Here is a 14,938-nt window from a genome sequence, read left to right as displayed (position 1 = left end):
CTTCTTCTATAGCTCGATGTCGTCGCCGGGCAGGATGTCGCCCTCTTCGGATTCCGCGGTCGCCGGTGCCGGCGCTTCCTCGGTTTCGTTCTCTTCTTCTGCGGCGCGGATACGCACGTCGGTGATCTTGGCCCCCGGAAACTGGGCGAGGATCGCCGCCACGTCCGGGTCGGCGCGGGCATCCGTAAGGCGGGCTTCGCGGGCATTGTTATCCGCCTCGACCAGCGTCGGCGCGCCCTCCTCCTTGCTGATGCTGACGATCCAGTGAATGCCGGTCCATTCCTTGAGCTTGACGCCAAGCTCGCCGGGCAGCGTGTTCGGACCGCCATCCACCAGTCGCATCTCGAGCCGCCCCGGCTCCAGCTTCACCAGCCGCACGAAATTGCGCACCAGCGCCTTCAGCTTCGGATCGCGGTTCTGGGTGCAAAGCTCGACGATGTCCTGCAGCGAATTGACCGGCACTTTCGGCTGCGGTTTCTCTGCGGGCTGTTCCTCGATCCGTCCGACCGGCACTTCCTGCCGCTCCGGCGTCGGAACCGATTGCAGCATGGCGGTAGGCCCACGTCCTGAGACTTCGGCCGGCACGCGTGGCGCCGACATCTCCGTGCCGCGGGCATTGACCGATGCGTGCTGCGGCGAAACTGGCCGGCTTCCGCCCCCATTGGCGCCATTGCCGTTCGGGGATGGGGCAGGGCGTTGGCCTTCACCGCTGCCGGAGAAATCCCCCAGCCGGCGTGCGGCCTCTTCCGGCGAAGGCAGATGGGCGGCATGAGTAAGCCGGATCAGCACCATTTCGGCCGCACCGGCGGGACGCGAAGAGTTTTCCGCTTCCGGAATGCCTTTGAGCAGCATCTGCCAGATCCGCGACAGCGTGCTCACCGCGACGCTGTCGGCGAATTCCTGGCCGCGTACGCGCTCGATTTCGCTGAGCGACGGGTCGTTTGCCGCATCGGGAATATATTTGAAGCGGGTGACGAGATGGGTGAAGTCGGCGAGATCGGTCAGCACCACCACCGGATTGGCGCCGGCTTCGTATTGCGCGCCGAACTCGGAAAGTGCCGCCGTCACGTCACCGCGCACGATATGCTCGAAGAGGTCGACGATGCGGGCGCGGTCCGCAAGGCCCAGCATGCCGCGCACTGTTTCGGCCTGCACGCTGCCGCCGCCATGGGCGATCGCCTGGTCGAGCAGCGACAGCCCGTCGCGCGCCGAGCCTTCTGCGGCGCGAGCGACCATGGCGAGCGCTTCCGGTTCGGCGGGGATGCCTTCCTTTTCCAGGATGGTCGAAAACAGGCCGACGAGATCGGCGGCGCTGATGCGGCGAAGATCGAATCGCTGGCAGCGCGAAAGCACGGTGATCGGAACCTTGCGGATTTCCGTCGTCGCGAAGATGAATTTCACATGTTCCGGCGGCTCTTCGAGCGTCTTCAACAGGCCGTTGAAGGCCTGCGTCGAGAGCATGTGCACTTCATCGATGATATAGACTTTGTAGCGCGCCGAGACGGGCCGGTAGCGCACCTGCTCGATGATCTCGCGGATGTCGTCGATGCCGGTATGCGAGGCGGCGTCCATCTCGATCACGTCGACATGCCGGCCTTCCATGATCGCCTGGCAATGCTCGCCGGGAATGCGAAGGTCTATCGTCGGCTTGTCGATTTCCGCGGTCTTGTAGTTCAGCGCGCGGGCGAGGATGCGGGCGGTCGTCGTCTTGCCGACACCGCGTACGCCGGTCAGCATATAGGCCTGCGCAATGCGGCCGGTTTCGAAGGCGTTGGTCAGCGTGCGGACCATCGGCTCCTGGCCGACCATGAGGTCCGAAAAATCCTTGGGACGGTATTTGCGGGCGAGCACCCGGTATCCGTTTCCGGTGGGGGTGCTCGTCTGTGTGGGCCCGGTATCGCTCATAAAGTCCTGCCAGCCTGCGCGGGCCGTTCCAGCCACTTGACCGGACCGGAAGCTGACCAAGATGGTATCGAATTGAGGTGGGAGGCTGGCACGGCGACCCGTGCCGGGCTCGTTAGGGCTGCTTCCTTCCGGACCTGACCCGGTTGGCGAGTGGCTCGTCCACCACCAACCTCCCGTCGCACATATCGGCAATAACGCTTACAAATGCAAGCTGGTGGAATGAATTTGACATTCGAATCTCGTTCGCGGCCCTTTTCAGATCAGATATCGATCCGAAAATTCCACTGGAAATCATATGCTTGCTTGTGGTCCTTGTGATTCCAACATTTGCTTGCGAAGGTGCGCCAAGGATATGCAGATGTTGGAACCGGACCGCCGGATCGGCAAAAACTGCTATCGAATGAAAAACAAACGGGAGGAGAGCTTGAGCGATTTCGAATTGGACGGGAGACTCGCTCGGGATTCGGATCTCGTGACGGTGCTGGGTCTCTGCCAGCTCCGTATCCTGAAAGACAGCCGCTGGCCCTGGCTGATGCTGGTGCCGCAACGCAACGGCATGGTCGAGATATTCGATCTCACTCCGCTCGACCAGGCGCTTTTGGCCTTCGAGACGAATACGGTGGCTGCGGCGCTGAAAGAGGCAACCGGCGCGACGAAGGTCAACGTGGGCGCGCTTGGCAATATCGTTCGCCAACTGCATGTCCACGTCATAGCTCGGTTCGAGGGCGATCCCAATTGGCCCGGTCCCGTCTGGGGGTTCGGTCAGGCGGTGCCTTATGACGAACCGCAGAAGCAGGATTTCCTCAAGAAACTCATTGAAGCTCTCTGATCATGACCGCAACTCTTTTCCAAACCGACGCACCGCATCCAGAACCGAGCGAACTCACCGCCTTTTCCGGCAACAAGCTGGACCGGCAGGCCGAATATCGTGACGACGACTGCCTGGAGAAAGCGCTCGCGGTCGAGGGCATGCATATCTTCGCCTTCACCGGCAGCCGGCTGATCCTGAAGCACGACGGCCAGATCCTCGATCCATTGTTCGCGCCTTACGAACTCGCTGAACTCGAACCTGATTTCGATAACGCCGTTCTGCTCGGCTACAAGGAGAATGGTGAGCCGCGGATTGCCGTGCCGGTATTGATCCCGGTCGAGGACTTGGCGAGCCATTACAAACCGACGGAGGCGCGGGCACTCTTCCGTGATTCGTTGATCGAGGGCGAACTGCAGGGCGAGATCGCGCAGGCCGTAGCGCTCCTCAACTGGAACGGCGCCAACCGCTTCTGCGGCAAATGCGGTTCTCCGACTGAGCCGAAGATCGGCGGCTACAAGCGCGTCTGCACCCAATGCCAGCATATGACGTTTCCGCGTACCGATCCGGTGGTGATCATGCTGACGGTGGATATCGAGCGGGACCGTTGCCTGCTTGGCCGCAGTCACCATTTCCAGGAAGGGATGTATTCCTGTCTTGCCGGTTTCGTTGAGCCGGGCGAAACGATCGAGAACGCGGTCCGCCGCGAAACCTTCGAGGAATCCGGCATCGAGGTGGGAAGGGTGCGTTACCACGCCTCCCAGCCCTGGCCGATGCCGCATTCGCTGATGATCGGCTGCTATGCCGAAGCGACGTCCACCGAGATCAAGATCGATCCGCAGGAAATGGCGGACGTCCGCTGGTTCGAGCGCGCGGAGGTCGCCGCGATGCTGGATGCCGGGCCGGACAGCCCCCATTTTGCCCCGGCGAAGGGCGCGATCGCCCACCGCCTGCTGCGCGACTGGATCGAGTGGAGTGACGAGCGGTCAGGCGCAGCCTGAGCAATCGATTCACTGGATCGATTGCAGCGAGGAACGCCCTGAGCTCAAGCGAAGGGCTGGAGCGGTCAGGCGCAGCCTACGGAATGATCAGGTGAATCATTCCGAAGGGCAGAGCGTCAGGCTATGCCTGACTGCTCTCTACCCCCTCACTTGCAATTTCTAGCACTTAGCTTTGCTAAGGTGCTGAAATTGCTTTCTCTCCCACAGGGGGAGAGATAGAAATGCCGCGCCGCCGCGGGCCTACCTCTCCCTTGGTGGGAGAGGTTACAAAATCAACATCTTAGCTTTAGCTAAGTGTTAGATTTTGTTGGTGAGGGGGGTGGCAATCTAGCCCTTTGCCTTCGTTGAGGTTTCAACTTCATGACCATTGCCCGCTCGGAACGTCTGCTTGCTCTCCTTCAGGTGCTCCGCCGCTATCGCCAGCCGGTCAGCGGTGCGAAGCTCGCTGCCGAAACCGGCGTCAGCCTGCGCACGCTCTATCGGGACATTGCCAGCCTTCAGGCACAGGGCGCCTTCATCGAGGGGGAGGCGGGCCTCGGTTATGTGCTGAAGCCGGGCTTCATGCTGCCGCCGATGATGTTTTCCGAAGAGGAGATCGAGGCACTGGTGCTCGGCTCCCGCTGGGTGGCGAAGACAGCCGATCCGCGATTGGCCGCCGGTGCCGTGGATGCGCTTGCCAAGATCGCCGCTGTCCTGCCGCCTGAGCTCAAGCAGGAGCTCGACACCTCGACCCTGCTTGTCGGCGCGCCGCGCCGGCAGGAGGACAAGGCGGATCTCGGCCTGATCCGCAAGGCGATACGGGCCGAACACATTCTCGAACTCTCCTATGAGGATGACAAAGGCACACTGACGACCCGGAAAGTCTGGCCCTTCGCGCTCGGCTTCTTCGACAGCGTCCGGGTTCTGGTTGCCTGGTGTGAGCTCAGGCAGGATTTTCGGCATTTCCGCACCGATCGTATGATTTCCGTCACGTCGACGGAACAGCGCTATCCCCGCCGCCGGCAGGTGTTGGTGAAGGCGTGGCGCGAGATGCAGGGGATTCCCGAAGAGCGGTGATCGCTGCTGCCATTATCTGACAGCAGGGTGCGATAGCGTTGCGTCGGTCTCAAGCACAGGAGCACTGACATGGTTCATCCCGATTTCGTTATTCTCTTCGTCGACAACCCGTTCGCAAGCGCGGAATTCTATCAGTCTCTCTTCGTCGTCGATCCCGTCGAACGTTCGGCGACTTTCGCCCTTTTCGTCCTGCCGACCGGTCTCAAGGTCGGCCTCTGGTCACGGCACACGGCTGAGCCGCTTGTCACAGACGGCAGCGGCGGGATGGAGATCTGCTTCAGGCGCGAAAATGCGGCCGATGTCGACAGAATCTATGCGGATTGGGCGAAACGCGGCATGCGGGTGCTGCAAACGCCGGTGCAGATGGATTTCGGCTACACCTTCGTCATGACCGATCCGGACGGCCATCGCCTGCGGGTCTATTCGATGAGCGCGGAGTAAGCGCGAAAGGCGCTCGGCAGCGGCGGGCGTGGCACCCCCCTCTGCCCTGCCGGGCATCTCCCCCACAAGGGGGGAGATTGGCTGGACGCCTGCTCACAGCCTTTCATCGAGTGTCCCGAGTGAGCGTCCCGCGTTTGCAACGGCAGTTTGGAAGCGAGGATCACGCCACTTGTGATCTCCCTACCCGTGGGGGAGATGCCCGGCAGGGCAGAGGGGGTATGGCGAGGCAAATCAAAACCTTGGCAAAAATCGACAGGAAAAATCACTCCCGTTCATCCCCGCCCTTTCAACCCATGCCTACAATCTTCGCGTCCCGTTTCGGCTACACCGGTTCAAGCATCGCCGGCGAGATGGGACCGGTGCCCTTTCGGTCTGCCGTTGATGCAGGCGGGTCGTCAGGGGCTGCGCAGAAAATGGTCCCCCTCTCGCCTCAAGGCGGGGCGTGCGTGTGTCGCACCCAACCCGGTATGGCATCTGCAAGGACGTAAGACCATATCGCCGCAGAGGAACCGGAGTTGCGCAGCACAAGAACACTGAACGGGACACGTCGTGTGTCACTTATAAAAACTTAAATCAAGGCACCCGACGTGTCCCGGCCGAACTTGAAATTCCGACTGTCGCCAAGGGGGGAATCCGTCCTTTGTTATGCACGAGTTCACGCCGGACCGTTCGTCATCCCTTCTGCAGTGCTCCGCGCATCGGATGGCCCTTGTAGGTCCCAAGGATGCGGACCTTTTCAGAGAAGAACCGGAGTTCCTCCAGCGCCCGGCGCACCGGAGCGTCGTCCGGATGGCCCTCGATATCCGCATAGAACTGGGTGGCCACGAACTTGCCGCCGAGCTGATAGCTTTCGAGCTTGGTCATGTTGATGCCGTTCGTCGCGAACCCGCCGAGCGCCTTGTAGAGCGCGGCCGGAATATTGCGGACGTTGAATACGAACGTCGTCACGATCACATCGGTCGGATCGTTGCGCTGCACCCATTTTTCGTCGCGCGACAGGATCACGAAACGGGTGATGTTGTCTTCCGTGTCCTCGACATTCTCGGCCATGATTTCGAGGCCGTAGAGTTCCGCCGCAAGCCGGGGCGCGAGCGCGGCCATGGAGCGGTCGCCCTTTTCCGCGATCAGCTTGGCAGCACCTGCCGTATCGCCCGCCACGACCGCCTTCCATCCATTGGCGCGGATGATCTTGCGGCACTGGCCGAGCGCATGGATATGACTGTGGACGGTGCGGACTTCCTCATGTTTCACGCCCGGCAGCACCATGAGCTGGAAGCGGATCGGCATGAAATATTCGCCGACGATATGCAGCCGCGATTCGGGCAGCAGATAGTGGATGTCGGCGACGCGGCCCGCGATCGTGTTCTCGATCGGGATCATCGCCAGATCGGCGTCGCCGTTTTCGAGCGCCTGGAAGGCATCCTCGAAGGTTGCGCAGGGCAGCGGTTCCATGGTCGGGAACATGTCGCGGCAGGCCATGTCGGAATTGGCGCCGAAGTCGCCCTGGAAGGCGATGCTATTGGTGGGAGCGTTCATGGGAAACATCCGTCAGGAAGCGCGGGCGGAAAGGATCGCGCGCGCCTTTTCAAGGTCGGCCGGAGTATCGACACCCAGAGGCACGGAGTCAACGATTTCGGCATCGATGCGCATGCCCGCTTCGAGCGCCCGGAGCTGTTCGAGCGATTCGCGCTTTTCGAGCACCGACGGTCCGAGCGACACGAATTTTTCGAGCGCGGCGCGGCGATAGGCATAGAGCCCGATATGGTGATAGAGCGGGCCGTTGCCGTATGGGGCCGTCGCGCGGGTGAAATAAAGCGCCCTCAGCCGCGTGGCGGAAAGCGGAGAGCCGACGATCTTGACGACATTCGGATTGGTTTTCTCGTGTTCGTCGGTGATCTCGACCGTCAGCGTCGCGATATCGGTCGAGGAATTTTCGAGGGGGCGGAGCGAGGCACGGACCGCCTCCGGTTCGATCGTCGGCAGGTCGCCCTGGACGTTGATGACGAAATCCATCTTCGCGTCCGGATCGGCCTTCTGGACGGCTTCGAAGATGCGGTCGGAACCGGATTGATGATCCTGGCGGGTCATCACCACGTCGAAACCGGCGGCCGCCACCGCGTCGTAGACGTCCTGATGGTCGACCGCGACGATGATTCGGCCGGCTTCCGCTTCCTGGGCGCGTTTTGCTACCTGGACGATCATCGGCAATCCGGCAATATCAGCCAGAGGTTTTCCTGGCAGGCGCGTCGAGGCCATTCGGGCCGGGATCAGCACCAGCGTTCGGTCAAAAGCCGAATTCTTCATGGGGGACCCTTCTGTCCCGGCGGGAAAAGTGTCAAAAAGTCTCACGCGCGGGATGAATATCGTGTTGCAACAATGATGCAAAAGACATAGGTTCCGCGCAATTTCAAGATGGCTCGCCTTAGGACAGGCGGTTGCGAAGGAGCGGTTGCGGATGAACCCCTACGTAAACATGGCGGCAGGCGCCCTGCTTGCTACGGTCTTCGTCATGATGTCGGTGTCGATTGCCTCGGAAGGCATTTTTCATTCACCGACCCCTGAAAAGGAAGGCTTTGCCATTGTTGCGGCCGAGGAGCCTGCAGGGGGCGAAGCGGCTGAGGCGGCGCCGGCGGCAGTTCCGGTCGGACAGCTTCTTGCAAGTGCCGATGCAGCAGCCGGCGCGACGGTTTTCAAGAAGTGTCAGAGCTGTCATTCGATCGAGAAGGGCGGTCCGAACAAGGTCGGCCCCGATCTCTGGGGCGTTGTCGACCGTCCGGTCGCTTCGCATGAAGGCTTCGCTTATTCGGCTGCCATGAAGGATTTCTCCAAGGGCGGTTCGGAGCACTGGACCTTCGACAACCTCAACCATTTCCTGACGGCTCCGAAGAGCTTCATCAAGGGCACGGCCATGGGCTTTGCGGGTCTCAAGAACGATACCGAACGGGCCAACCTGCTCGCTTATCTGCGCGAACAATCTGACAGCCCGGCTCCGCTTCCGGACCCGAATGCAGCGCCGGCCGCTCCGCCTGCGACGAACTGATCGGTTCAGGCATGTTTTCCAATGAAAATGCCCGGCTTCGCCCGGGCATTTTGCGTTTGTGGTTGAGGGTCTCCGATTTGGGGCTGCTCAACTCAGCAGCCAGGCCCAGAAGCTGACGGTAATCACGCCGAAGGCCGTCGTGATGCTGATAACCGATGCCGCAAGGCTGTGGCCGGAACGGAAGCGCTGGGCAATCAGCCAGGCATTGATACCGGTAGGCACCGAGGAGGTCAGCACGAGTGCTGCGGTCCAATCCTGTGGAAGACCCAGAAGGTGGCTCATGAGAAAGACGACGGCCGGCAGCAAGGTGAGCTTCAGGACGGCCGACATCCCGGAAAGCCCGATATCGCCGCGGATCGGATATTTCGTCAGCGCCATGCCGATCGATATCAGTGCGACAGGACTTGCCGCTGCGGAAATCTGGTCCACGACCACGGCAACCGCCTGCGGCAGGTGCAGGCCGAGCAAATTGAAGGCCACGCCGACAAAAAGCCCTATCACCAGCGGGTTGCGGGCAAGATTCGAGCCTATCTGCATCAGGATGGCTGGAATGCTGCGTTTCTCCCCTCCATCGACCTTCGAGGCGGCACCCTCCATCAGGATGGTGCCGGCCACCATCATCAGCGGCAGATGAATGGCGAGCAGGATCGAGATCGCCACCAACCCATCTTTCCCGACGATGTGGGCGACGAGCGGCAGGCCGATGAAGACGTTGTTGGCGAACGAGGCGGACATTCCGGCAATGACACCGACTTTCGCATCACGCCGGAAGATGCGCGTGGCGATGAGATGGCCGACCGTCCAGGTGACGGCGACGGCCAGGAAATAGGCCGCCCAGAGCCGGAACGGCGAAGCGCCTTCAAAATGCGCATCCGCCAGCGTCCGGAAGATCAGCATGGGCACGGCGATCTTGAAGACGAATTCACCGAGCGCGTCGCCGGTCTCCTCCTTCAATATTCCGGTTTTCGCCGACATCCAGCCGATGAGGATCAGGACGAAGACGGGCACGACATTCACGAAGACGGAGGACACGGAGGAGGCTTTCGGCAGAGGGAGGTTTTATGCGTCTAACGCATGTCGCGGGTGAGGACAAATGCGTTTACCGCAGAAGAGCCTTTCGAGGGAGGAAATGAGACGGCCTGGGTGCCAAACAAAAAAGCGGGGCAATCCCCGCTTTCGTTCCCGGTCTCAGCCGGGATTCCGGAAGTCTGCCGCCAGTTCATCCGTGGTCGGCAACGCAACCGGATGGGCAAACACATAAACGTAGATCGTGACAGGGACGTGACGGATGGTGGAAGGCCTGGTTTTACGGGCATTGTCGTTATTTTCGCTTCCAATCACGTCAAAACCCGAATACCGGTTTTCCCGGACTAACCTGTTGAAGAGGATCAAGACCGGATGCCCAAATTCGACGTGCTGACCATCGGTAATGCTATCGTGGATATCCTTGCCCGCTGTGAGGACAGTTTCCTGAGCGAGAATGCGATCATCAAGGGAGCGATGAACCTGATCGATGCCGAGCGCGCCGAACTTCTCTATTCGAAGATGGGGCCGGCGGTGGAAGCCTCCGGCGGTTCGGCCGGGAACACCGCGGCCGGGATTGCCGGTTTCGGCGGCAGGGCTGCCTATTTCGGCAAGGTCGCCGAAGACCAGCTCGGCCAGATCTTCCAGCACGACATCCGCGCCCAGGGCGTGCACTACCAGACCAAGCCGGAAGGCACCAATCCGCCGACCGCCCGTTCGATGATCTTCGTCACGCCGGACGGCGAGCGCTCGATGAACACCTACCTCGGCGCCTGTGTCGATCTCGGTCCGGAGCATGTCGAGGCGGATGTGGTGGCCGAATCCAAAGTCACCTATTTCGAGGGCTACCTCTGGGACCCGCCGCGCGCCAAGGAGGCGATCCGCGAATCCGCCCGCATCGCCCATGCGAACGGTCGCGAAGTCTCGATGACGCTCTCCGACCCCTTCTGCGTCGACCGCTACCGTGCGGAATTCCTCGACCTGATGCGTTCCGGCACGGTCGACATCGTCTTCGCTAACCGGCAGGAAGCGCTCTCGCTTTACGAGACGGATGATTTCGAGCTGGCTCTTGAAAAGATCGGCAAGGACTGCAAGCTTGCTGCCGTCACGCTCAGCGAGGAGGGCGCGATCATCATCCGCGGCGCCGAGCGCGTGAAGGTCGCTGCCTACCCGATCCGGGAACTGGTCGATACGACCGGTGCAGGCGACCTTTTCGCCGCCGGCTTCCTCTACGGCTATACCCAGGGACGCTCGCTTGAAGATTGCGGCAAGCTCGGTTGCCTGGCAGCCGCCATCTGCATTCAGCAGATAGGCCCGCGTCCGATGGAATCGCTTAAGGAAGCGGCGGCAAGCGAAGGCCTTGTTTAAGGCCTCGCCGGGAAAGCCTTATTTGAAGGCCTCGCCGGGATAGGCGCCCCAGACCTCGCCCTGTGCGATCCAGCCCTCGGTGCCGCTCGCTTCCGCGTGGCACCAGTCGCCATTGCATTCGTTGATCTTGAGCACGACGCCTGGCTCCAGCTTTGCGACGATGGCGGCGCTGTTCTGCGGGTCCCGGCGCATGTTGACGTAGATGTCCTTGCCCTTGCCGCGCATCCAGGGTGCCGCGAGTGCGGTGCGCTCGCCGGAAAGCAGCGCCTGGTTCACCCAGCCCTCGGTGCCGTCGGCATCGCGGACGCGCCGCCAGTTCTCGTACTCCTGGATGACCTCCATCGGCGTGCCGGATTTCATATACATCCATGAGACGGCATAATCCGTGCTCGGACCGATACGGATATTCACCTTCTTCGATTTGAGGCTGACGAACCGGGGGAGCGGCAGGCCGCTAGGCCCCTTCGCGCCTTGAGCGTAAGCTGGCGCGGAAACGGACAGGCAGGCGGCAAGACCGAGAGTCAGGGCAATGAAGGAACGAAGGATAACGCGGCGCATGGGTTGGTTCCGGCTGAAAGACCGTGGGGCGCCACGCGGACCCTGCGAGGTTTTGTTTGTCTTCGCCGACGGGTCTGGTAGAAAACGCCCTGGATGAACCGAATATCGCGCGACTTGGTTAAGGACATCCTAAAGGGCGCCGGATAGCGAAACTCATGACCGCAAAGAAAAAACCCAAGGTCTATATCACCCGCAAGCTGCCGGATGCGGTGGAAACCCGCATGCGAGAGCTGTTCGATGCCGAGCTCAATATCGACGATACGCCAAGGACGAGGGACGAACTGGCGGCCGCGATGAAGCTTGCGGACGTGCTGGTGCCGACGGTCACGGACAGGATCGACGAAGCGCTGATTGCCGAAGCCGGGCCGCAGCTCAAGCTGATCGCCAGCTTCTCCAACGGCTTCGATCATATCGATGTGGATGCGGCCGCAAAGCGGGGCATCACCGTCACCAATACACCGAATGTGCTGACCGAAGATACTGCCGACATGACCATGGCGTTGATTCTCGCGGTCAACCGGCGGCTGGTCGAAGGTTCGCGCGTGCTCACCGATCATCCGGGCGACTGGGCGGGCTGGAGCCCCACCTGGATGCTCGGCCGCCGCATCTGGGGAAAGCGCATCGGCATCGTCGGCATGGGTCGCATCGGCACGGCCGTTGCGCGTCGGGCCAAGGCCTTCGGCCTGTCGATCCACTATCACAACAGGAAGCGCGCCAATCCCGCGACGGAAGAGGAACTGGAGGCGACCTATTGGGACAGCCTCGACCAGATGCTTGCCCGCGTCGACGTCGTCTCGGTCAACTGCCCCTCGACGCCGGCGACCTTCCACCTGCTTTCGGCTCGCCGGCTGGCGCTGATGCAGCCGAGCTCGATCATCGTCAATACCGCCCGCGGCGACATCATCGACGAGGCGGCGATGATCCAGCTTCTGCGCGACAACAAGATCGCCGGCGCCGGCCTCGACGTCTATCAGAACGAACCGGCGGTGAGCCCGAAGCTCATCAAGCTTGCCCATCAGGGCCGCGTCGTGCTCTTGCCGCATATGGGCTCGGCGACGATCGAGGGGCGGATCGACATGGGCGACAAGGTGATCATCAATATCCGCACCTTCTTCGACGGCCACCGTCCGCCGAACCGGGTGCTGCCGGGCCGCAACTGATCATGCAAGCCGCTTCTGCATCTCGATGGAGGTGACGCGCTCAAAGCCCGGATGGGAATTTTCGGCGGTTTTCGAAAAGCCCCATCTGGCGAATGTCGCATGGTTGCCGGCGAGTTCGATGCGGGTTTCGAGCCTGAGCGAAGGCAGTCCCTCTTTTCGGGCGACATCTTCGGCAATTGCCAGCAGCCGGCGGCCGAGACCCTTGCCCTGACATTCCGGCGCGATAGCGAGCTTGCCGAGATAGAGGAAGCCGGGCTCCGGTTTCAGGAAGACGCAGCCCGCGAGCTTGCCATCCTCGACGGCGGCGAAGGCGATTTCATCTTTCGCCTTTTCGGCCAATGACGCCAATGTCAGCCGATGCGCGGAGGAGGGCGGGTCGATGACGCCGTCCATATAGGCGAAGGAGGAGAGGATGAGCGCCAGAAGTTCGTCGAAGCGGCCGAAGTCTTCTCCAATGCGGATGATGTCGGTCATTCGGCGGCAGCCCTTGCGGTGCGGCGTTTGTATTTGATGATGTCGAAGCGGGCGACAAGCGAATCGTAGAGCATCAGCCGGCCGACCAGCGGTTCGCCGATCCCGACGATAAGCTTGATCGCTTCCATGGCCATCAGCGTGCCGATGACACCGGTCAGTGCCCCGACGATGCCGGTCTCGGCGCAGGAGGGGATCAGTCCTTCCGGCGGCTTTTCCGGGAAAAGATCGCGATAGGTGGGATTAGGCGCACCGTCCGGGCCGGTCTCATAGGGTTTCAGCACGGTCAGGGACCCGTCGAAACGCCCGACGGCGCCCGTCACCAGCGGGATTTTCGCAAGTTCCGCCGCGTCCGCCGCCGCATAGCGTGTATCGAAATTATCCGAGCCATCGATGAGGAGGTCGAAGCGGGACAGGTTCCGCGACGCCCATTCGAGCGAAAAGCGCTCCTCGAAATCCACGACGCGCACATGCGGGTTGAGCCGCGCGATCGCCTCGCGGGCACTTCTCGTCTTCATCTCGCCGATCGTGCCGGTATCGTGGATCACCTGCCGCTGCAGGTTTGAGAGCGAGACCAGATCATCGTCGACGATGCCGATCGTGCCGATGCCGGCCGCGGCGAGATATTCGAGGACCGGTGTGCCGAGCCCCCCGGCGCCGATTACCAGAACGCGCGCGTCCTTCATCTTCTGCTGACCGGTGCCGCCGATTTCCGGCAGCAGGATGTGGCGGCGGTAACGTTCGATCTCGTCAGGTGTCAAGGTTTCCATGAAGGTATCATATCATCGCGAGACGAGGCGTGTAACTCAGGATGTGACGCTGCCATGTGCGACGGTAAAAAACTGCGCCCGGTCGGCGAGAGCGGAGAACATGCTTTTGTCCGTGCCGGTCATGAAGGACTGGCCGCCGAGCCCGTGGACAAGATCGAACAGCGCCGCGCGCCGGCCTTCGTCGAGATGTGCGGCGATCTCGTCGAGCAGCAGGATCGGCGTATGACCGGTCATGTCGGCGGTGAGACGGGCATGGGCAAGCACAAGGCCGATCAGCAGCGCTTTCTGTTCGCCGGTCGAGCAGCGTTCGGCTTCCATGTCCTTTTCGCGATGGCGGACAAGCAGATCGGATCTATGCGGCCCTTCCAGCGTACGACCCGCAGCAGCGTCGCGCCCGCGGCTATTCCGCAGCATCTGCAGATATTCGTCCTCCAGTTCGGCGGCGGGCCGCTCCGTGGCGTGATCCATGAAGCCTTCGAGCGCCAGCACCGGTGTGGGAAAGGGCGTCTCGCCGGAACCGGCCGACAATGTCCTGAGGAGGCCGAGCATCTCCTGTCGCGCAGCGGCCATGGCAATGCCGAGGCTCGCCATCTGCGCTTCGATCGCGGAAAGCCAGGCGGGATCGAAACGGCCTTCGGAGAGCAGGCGGTTGCGGCTTCGCATGGCGCGCTCGAAATCGCTGGCGCGGCGGCCATGGGCATGATCGAGAGACAGTACAAGCCGGTCCAGGAAGCGCCGCCGGTCGGCGGCGGGGCCGGTAAAAAGTCCGTCCATGGCCGGCGTCAGCCACAGGACGCTCAGGTGGTCGGACAGTTCCTCCGTTGATTTCGCAGGCGTCCCGTTGATCCTGAGCTTGCGGGTGACGTTCTCGCCATCGGCAGGTTCGATGCCCGTGCCGATCGAGACTTCGCCTTCCATCCCGTCGACATCGGCGAAGATCGTGAAGCTGCCGGCAGCGCCGACGCGGGCGACATCGGTCAGGACCGCACGGCGTAAGCCGCGGCCCGGCGAGAAAAAGGAGACCGCCTCCAGGAGATTGGTCTTGCCGGCGCCGTTTTCGCCCGCCAGCACCACGTGGCGCCCGTCGAGAACGAGCGTCGCTTCCGCATAGTTGCGGAAATCGGTGAGCTTGAGCCGGGAAAGAGAGGTTTTCTGCGCCATCGGGAATCTTGGGTGTCGTTGTACAGGAGCTAAGGTTTTGGAGCGAGGAAGGCAAGCTTCGTCTGTAGATACCCCTCCGGCCAGGGGCCCTCCCAATGTTTCCGTCCACGCGCAGTCTCCTGCCGTGGTTTCAAAGATCGGAGAGCCCACACGAATGCGGAACCTCATTGGAGTTG

Annotated in this window: 15 protein-coding genes and 1 other RNA gene; 7 read left to right on the top strand and 9 right to left on the bottom strand. The window is 61.8% G+C overall.

Going from position 1 to position 14,938, the window contains the following annotated elements; all coding sequences use genetic code 11:
• Window positions 1-6: 6 nt before the first annotated feature.
• Complete coding sequence (locus tag JL39_RS14365) at window positions 7-1,905, bottom strand: DNA polymerase III subunit gamma/tau (RefSeq protein WP_037151641.1); 1,899 nt, start codon at window positions 1,903-1,905, stop codon at window positions 7-9.
• Between the two features lie 77 nt (window positions 1,906-1,982).
• Window positions 1,983-2,079, bottom strand: an RNA gene (gene ffs / locus JL39_RS31035) — signal recognition particle sRNA small type.
• A 226-nt stretch (window positions 2,080-2,305) separates the two neighbouring features.
• On the opposite strand from ffs, the gene JL39_RS14360 reads away from it, so the two are divergent.
• The 4 genes from JL39_RS14360 (at window position 2,306) to JL39_RS14345 (ending at window position 5,211) form a co-directional block, all read left to right on the top strand.
• On the top strand, window positions 2,306-2,734 hold the full coding sequence (locus tag JL39_RS14360) for an HIT family protein (RefSeq protein ID WP_037151879.1): 429 nt from the start codon (window positions 2,306-2,308) through the stop codon (window positions 2,732-2,734).
• Between the two features lie 2 nt (window positions 2,735-2,736).
• Window positions 2,737-3,714, top strand: coding sequence for an NAD(+) diphosphatase (nudC, locus tag JL39_RS14355; RefSeq protein WP_037151638.1), 978 nt, complete (start codon window positions 2,737-2,739; stop codon window positions 3,712-3,714).
• Window positions 3,715-4,074: 360 nt separating this feature from the next.
• Entirely contained in the window at window positions 4,075-4,770 is a 696-nt protein-coding gene (locus JL39_RS14350; protein ID WP_037151636.1) for a YafY family protein, read from the top strand.
• 69 nt (window positions 4,771-4,839) lie between these two features.
• Window positions 4,840-5,211, top strand: coding sequence for a VOC family protein (locus JL39_RS14345; RefSeq protein WP_037151631.1), 372 nt, complete (start codon window positions 4,840-4,842; stop codon window positions 5,209-5,211).
• A 672-nt stretch (window positions 5,212-5,883) separates the two neighbouring features.
• Here JL39_RS14345 and JL39_RS14340 read toward each other — a convergent pair.
• Window positions 5,884-6,747, bottom strand: coding sequence for a prephenate dehydratase (locus tag JL39_RS14340; protein ID WP_037151629.1), 864 nt, complete (start codon window positions 6,745-6,747; stop codon window positions 5,884-5,886).
• A gap of 12 nt (window positions 6,748-6,759) precedes the next feature.
• Entirely contained in the window at window positions 6,760-7,515 is a 756-nt protein-coding gene (locus JL39_RS14335; protein ID WP_037151626.1) for a 3-deoxy-manno-octulosonate cytidylyltransferase, read from the bottom strand.
• Window positions 7,516-7,666: 151 nt separating this feature from the next.
• Here JL39_RS14335 and JL39_RS14330 point away from each other — a divergent pair, with 151 nt between their 5' ends.
• Window positions 7,667-8,251, top strand: a complete 585-nt coding sequence (locus JL39_RS14330; RefSeq protein WP_037151623.1) for a cytochrome c family protein — start codon at window positions 7,667-7,669, stop codon at window positions 8,249-8,251.
• 87 nt (window positions 8,252-8,338) lie between these two features.
• Here JL39_RS14330 and JL39_RS14325 read toward each other — a convergent pair whose 3' ends face one another.
• Window positions 8,339-9,283, bottom strand: a complete 945-nt coding sequence (locus JL39_RS14325) for an AEC family transporter (RefSeq protein WP_037151620.1) — start codon at window positions 9,281-9,283, stop codon at window positions 8,339-8,341.
• Between the two features lie 366 nt (window positions 9,284-9,649).
• Between JL39_RS14325 and JL39_RS14320 the strand changes: the two genes are divergently transcribed.
• Window positions 9,650-10,642 (top strand): adenosine kinase, encoded by a 993-nt coding sequence (locus tag JL39_RS14320; RefSeq protein WP_037151617.1) that lies wholly within the window; start codon window positions 9,650-9,652, stop codon window positions 10,640-10,642.
• Between the two features lie 18 nt (window positions 10,643-10,660).
• On the opposite strand, the gene JL39_RS14315 is transcribed toward JL39_RS14320, so the two are convergent.
• Window positions 10,661-11,200, bottom strand: coding sequence for an SH3 domain-containing protein (locus JL39_RS14315; RefSeq protein WP_037151613.1), 540 nt, complete (start codon window positions 11,198-11,200; stop codon window positions 10,661-10,663).
• A 155-nt stretch (window positions 11,201-11,355) separates the two neighbouring features.
• Between JL39_RS14315 and JL39_RS14310 the strand changes: the two genes are divergently transcribed.
• Window positions 11,356-12,360 (top strand): D-glycerate dehydrogenase, encoded by a 1,005-nt coding sequence (locus tag JL39_RS14310; protein ID WP_037151610.1) that lies wholly within the window; start codon window positions 11,356-11,358, stop codon window positions 12,358-12,360.
• Here the strand turns inward: JL39_RS14310 and JL39_RS14305 are convergent, their stop codons facing one another.
• From JL39_RS14305 to recF, 3 genes are read right to left on the bottom strand one after another with little or no spacing between them, the layout of a single operon-like run.
• Window positions 12,361-12,834 carry a GNAT family N-acetyltransferase gene (locus tag JL39_RS14305; protein ID WP_037151608.1) on the bottom strand — a complete coding sequence of 158 codons (474 nt, stop codon included), beginning with the start codon at window positions 12,832-12,834 and terminating at the stop codon, window positions 12,361-12,363.
• Window positions 12,831-13,601: a molybdopterin-synthase adenylyltransferase MoeB gene (locus tag JL39_RS14300; protein ID WP_037151605.1), complete on the bottom strand. Its 771-nt coding sequence runs from the start codon at window positions 13,599-13,601 to the stop codon at window positions 12,831-12,833. The genes JL39_RS14305 and JL39_RS14300 overlap by 4 nt, the downstream gene beginning before the upstream one ends.
• A gap of 36 nt (window positions 13,602-13,637) precedes the next feature.
• Complete coding sequence (gene recF, locus JL39_RS14295) at window positions 13,638-14,762, bottom strand: DNA replication/repair protein RecF (protein WP_037151602.1); 1,125 nt, start codon at window positions 14,760-14,762, stop codon at window positions 13,638-13,640.
• Window positions 14,763-14,938 lie beyond the last annotated feature (176 nt).

Origin of the sequence: Rhizobium sp. YS-1r (assembly GCF_000757525.1) — a bacterium.
Classification (GTDB): Bacteria; Pseudomonadota; Alphaproteobacteria; order Rhizobiales; family Rhizobiaceae; genus Neorhizobium; species Neorhizobium petrolearium.
The sequence above is the reverse complement of the archived record's forward strand: the minus strand, read 5'-3'. Positions and strand labels throughout refer to the sequence as shown.

Excerpts from the sequence above, each read along its gene's own strand:
- JL39_RS14365 (WP_037151641.1), bottom strand. The coding sequence starts at position 1,905 with ATGAGCGATACCGGGCCCACACAGACGAGCACCCCCACCGGAAACGGA.
- JL39_RS14360 (WP_037151879.1), top strand. The coding sequence starts at position 2,306 with ATGAAAAACAAACGGGAGGAGAGCTTGAGCGATTTCGAATTGGACGGG.
- nudC (WP_037151638.1), top strand. The coding sequence starts at position 2,737 with ATGACCGCAACTCTTTTCCAAACCGACGCACCGCATCCAGAACCGAGC.
- JL39_RS14350 (WP_037151636.1), top strand. The coding sequence starts at position 4,075 with ATGACCATTGCCCGCTCGGAACGTCTGCTTGCTCTCCTTCAGGTGCTC.
- JL39_RS14345 (WP_037151631.1), top strand. The coding sequence starts at position 4,840 with ATGGTTCATCCCGATTTCGTTATTCTCTTCGTCGACAACCCGTTCGCA.
- JL39_RS14340 (WP_037151629.1), bottom strand. The coding sequence starts at position 6,747 with ATGAACGCTCCCACCAATAGCATCGCCTTCCAGGGCGACTTCGGCGCC.
- JL39_RS14335 (WP_037151626.1), bottom strand. The coding sequence starts at position 7,515 with ATGAAGAATTCGGCTTTTGACCGAACGCTGGTGCTGATCCCGGCCCGA.
- JL39_RS14330 (WP_037151623.1), top strand. The coding sequence starts at position 7,667 with ATGAACCCCTACGTAAACATGGCGGCAGGCGCCCTGCTTGCTACGGTC.
- JL39_RS14320 (WP_037151617.1), top strand. The coding sequence starts at position 9,650 with ATGCCCAAATTCGACGTGCTGACCATCGGTAATGCTATCGTGGATATC.
- JL39_RS14315 (WP_037151613.1), bottom strand. The coding sequence starts at position 11,200 with ATGCGCCGCGTTATCCTTCGTTCCTTCATTGCCCTGACTCTCGGTCTT.
- JL39_RS14310 (WP_037151610.1), top strand. The coding sequence starts at position 11,356 with ATGACCGCAAAGAAAAAACCCAAGGTCTATATCACCCGCAAGCTGCCG.
- JL39_RS14305 (WP_037151608.1), bottom strand. The coding sequence starts at position 12,834 with ATGACCGACATCATCCGCATTGGAGAAGACTTCGGCCGCTTCGACGAA.
- JL39_RS14300 (WP_037151605.1), bottom strand. The coding sequence starts at position 13,601 with ATGGAAACCTTGACACCTGACGAGATCGAACGTTACCGCCGCCACATC.
- recF (WP_037151602.1), bottom strand. The coding sequence starts at position 14,762 with ATGGCGCAGAAAACCTCTCTTTCCCGGCTCAAGCTCACCGATTTCCGC.